Here is a 4156-nt window from a genome sequence, read left to right as displayed (position 1 = left end):
TGCCGGATCACCCGCTGCTGCGACGGCCCGTTCGGCGCGGTCAACCCGTTCGACGCGCCGTCCTGGTTCACCGCCGTGCCCCGCACCACCGCCAGAATCCGCCGACCCTCACGACGCGCGTCGGACAGCCGCTGCACCAGCAGCACACCGGAACCTTCGCCCCAGCCGGTGCCGTCGGCAGCGGCCGCGAACGACTTGCAGCGGCCGTCCGGCGACAGACCACGCTGGCGGGAGAACTCGATGAACGTACCCGGCGTCGCCATCACCGTCACGCCGCCGGCCAGGGCCAGGTCACACTCCCCGGACCGCAGCGCCTGCACCGCCAGATGCAACGCCACAAGCGACGACGAACACGCCGTGTCCACGGTCACCGCCGGGCCCTCCAGCCCGAACGAGTACGCCACCCGCCCGGACAGCACGCTGCCCGACGTGCCGACGCCCACGTAGCCCTCGACCTCGGCCGGCAGTGCCACCAGCCGCGTGGCGTAGTCGTGGTACATGACCCCGGCGAACACGCCGGTCCGCGAACCGCGCAACCCGGCCGGGTCCACCCCGGCCGACTCGAACGCCTCCCACGACGTCTCCAGCAGCAGCCGCTGCTGCGGGTCCATGGCCAGGGCCTCACGCGGCGAGATGCCGAAGAAGCCGGGGTCGAAGTCGGCGGCGTCGTACAGGAAGCCGCCCTGCGTCGCGTACGACGTGCCGCTGCGGTCCGGGTCGCTGTCGAACAGCGACCCGAGGTCCCAGCCCCGGTCGGCGGGGAACTCGGAGATGCCGTCGCCACCGGCGGCCAGCAACTCCCAGAGCTGCTCCGGGTTCTCCACCCCACCGGGATAGCGGCACGCCATGCCGACGATCGCCACCGGCTCGTCCAGACCGGTCGGGACGGCGGCCCGCGCGGTTGCCGGGTCCGGCCGGCTTCCGGCCAGCTCGGACCACACCTGTCCGGCGAGCGCGGCCGGCGTCGGGTAGTCGAACACCAGCGTGGACGGCAGCCGCAGTCCGGTGGCCGCGTTGACCCGGTTCCGCAGGTCCACCGCGGTCAGCGAGTCGAAGCCCAGTTCCTGGAACGCCCGGTCGGCCGGCACCGCGCCGGCCCCGGCGTGGCCGAGCACCTGCGCGACCAGGCCCCGGACCAGCAGGTCGACCTCGGCGCGGGCCTCGTCGTCGGTGAGTCGGGCGAGCCGGTCGGCCCAGCCACCGGCCCCGGCGAGGCGCCGGCCGGCGGGACGGCCGACGAGCGTGGCCAGCATCGCGGGTACGGGTGCGCCGGCGGTCGCCGCGCGCAGCGCCGGCAGGTCGATCACGGTGGGCACGAGTTGCGGTCGACCGGTGGCGAGCGCGGCGTCGAACAGGTCCAGACCGGTTTCCACGCTCATCGGCGTCAACCCGGCCCGCGCCGACCGCTGCCGTTCCCCCTCCGACAACGACGCCGCCATCCCGGCGGTGTCCCACATTCCCCACGCCAACGACACCGCCGGCAGACCCTCGTGCCGACGCCACACCGCCAGCCCGTCCAGGAACGCGTTGCCCGCCGCGTACGCGGCCTGGCCCGGTGAGCCGAGCACCCCGGCGACCGACGAGAACAACACGAACAGGTCCAGGTCGAGATGCCGGGTGGCCTCGTGCAGCCACCACGCCGCCGTGGCCTTCGGCGCGAGCACGTTCGCCAACCGCTCCGCGCTGATCGACGACACCACCCCGTCATCCAGCACCCCCGCGGTGTGCACCACCCCGGCGAGCCGACCCGCCACACCCGCCACCAGACGCACGACCTGATCCCGATCGGTCACATCACACGCCACCATCGACACCGACGCACCCAGGCCCGACAACCGCTCGACAAGCGCGTCCGCGCCCGGCGCGGCCGGACCCTGCCGCGACACCAGCACCAGCGACCGCACCCCGTGCCCGGTGACGAGGCGCTCCGCCACCAACGCGCCCAACGCGCCGGTGCCACCGGTCACCAGCACCGTGCCGGCGCCGATCTCGCGCCCGACGCCGTCCGGCACCGACGCTTCATCGGTGCCGGCCAGACCGTCGGCCGCCGGCGTGTGCCCGGCGGGCGCGGCGCGGACCAGGCGCGGCGTCAACACGACGTCGCCGCGTACCGCCACCTGCCCGCCCGTCGCCGGCAGGTCACCGAGCACACCGGCCAGCACCGACAGGACCTCGCCGTCGACGTCCCGATCCAGATCGGCCAACACGATCCGCTCCGGATGCTCCGACTGCGCCGACCGCACCAACCCCCACACCGCCGCACCCGCCAGATCGGTCACCCGATCGTCGCCCGCAGCCACCACCGCGCCCCGGGTCACCACCACCAACCGCGACTCGGCCAACGACTCCGCCGCCAACCACCCCTGCACCACCGCCAACACATCCGACGTCACCACCCGCACCGCGTCGGGCACATCCACGTCGGACAAGCCGACCACCGGCAACACCAGCGTGTGCGGCAACCCCTCCCCCGCGTCGACCACCGCCGACACGTCCGGATACGACGACAGCCCGTCGACGGACGCGCCGAGCACCGCCCAGCCGGTCGCCTGACCGGCCGACGTCTCCGCGGACTGCCAGCGCACCTCGTACAGGGACCGGGTCGCGGCGCCGGACGTGGGCAGGCCGGTCATCTCGCGCAGGACCAGGGAGTCCACCGACACGACAGGCGCGCCGCTCTCGTCGGCGGCGACCAGCCGGACCGCGTCTCCGGTGCGAGACAGTCGGACCCGCAGCAGGGTGGCGCCGGTGGCGTGCACCTGGACGCCCTCGAACGCGAACGGCACCCGGGGGCCGCCGGTCCCGCCGTCCGGCAGCAGCCCGATCGGGTGCAGGGCGGCGTCCAGCAGCGCCGGGTGGAGCCCGAACCGGGCCGCGTCGCCGGTCATGTCGTCCGGCAGGGCGATCTCGGCGTACGCCTCCCCGTCGCCGGTCCAGGCGCGGCGCAGACCCCGGAACGCCGGCCCGTACGCCAGGCCGTGCGCGGCGAGCGTGTCGTACCAGCCGGTCAGGTCGACCTCGGTCGCGTCGACCGGCGGCCAGGCCCCGACGGCCGGTTCGTCGGCGGTGGGCGGTTCGAGGATGCCGTCGGCGTGCCGGGTCCAGCCCGCCTCGGGGTCGTCGTCGGGGCGGGAGTGGACGGTGACGGCGCGGCGGGTGCCGGCGCCGTCGACGCGTACCTGGATGCGCAGGCGGCCGGTGTCCGGCAGGACCAGCGGCGTGGCGACGGTGAGTTCGCGGAGCCGGGACAGGCCGGCCTCGTCGCCGGCCCGGACGGCGAGTTCGACGAGCGCCGCGCCGGGCAGCAGCGTGGTGCCGGCCACCGCGTGGTCGGCCAGCCAGGGGTGGGTGGCGAGGGAGAGCTGGCCGGTGAGGACCACCTCGCCGTCGCCGGCCAGGTCGACGGTGGCGCCGAGCAGCGGGTGCGCGGCGTCGCTCAGCCCGGCCCCGGACACGTCGCCCCGGCGGCGGCCGGTCGTCGGCCAGTAGCGCCGGTGCGCGAACGCGTAGGTGGGCAGGTCGACGCGGGTGGCGCCGGTGCCGGCGAACCACGGCGTCCAGTCGACGCGGACACCGTGCACGTGCAGCTCGGCCAGCCCGGCCAGCAGCGCGTCCGCCTCGTCGCGGTCCCGGCGCTGCACCGCGGTCGCGACCACGGTCTCGTCGTCCGGCAGGATCTCGGCGGTCATTGCGGTGAGCACGCTCTGCGGGCCGATCTCCAGGAACGTGTCCGTTCCGGCCGCCCGCAGCGCGGTCACGCCGTCGGCGAACCGCACCGCCTCCCGCACGTGCCGCACCCAGTAGTCGGGCGTGCGCAGGTCGTCGCCTGCCGCCAGCGCGCCTGTCACGTTGGACACGACCGGCAGCAGCGGCGCGGCGAACGTCAACCCGTCGAGGACCGCGCGGAACTCGGCAAGCATCGGCTCCATCAGCGGACTGTGGAACGCGTGCGACACCGTCAGCCGGCGCGTCCGCACCCCCCGCTCCCGCCACGCCCGGTCGACCTCGTCCAGCGCGTCCAGGTCGCCGGAGACCACTGTCGACGAGGGGCCGTTGATGGCCGCGACGCCCAGCGTCACGTGGTCCGCGATCGACGCGGCCACCTCGGCCTCGGGGGCGGCGACCGCCAGCATCCCGCCACCGGCCGGCAACGCCT

At 75.2% G+C, this 4156-nt stretch carries 1 protein-coding gene; it reads right to left on the bottom strand.

Annotated features, from left to right (window positions below):
* On the bottom strand, window positions 1-4156 hold a 4156-nt coding region (locus ACLQ2W_RS33710), incomplete at both ends, for an SDR family NAD(P)-dependent oxidoreductase (RefSeq protein ID WP_425791914.1).

It is taken from the genome of Micromonospora sp. DT227, assembly GCF_049841835.1.
GTDB lineage: Bacteria > Actinomycetota > Actinomycetes > Mycobacteriales > Micromonosporaceae > Micromonospora.
The sequence above is the reverse complement of the archived record's forward strand: the minus strand, read 5'-3'. Positions and strand labels throughout refer to the sequence as shown.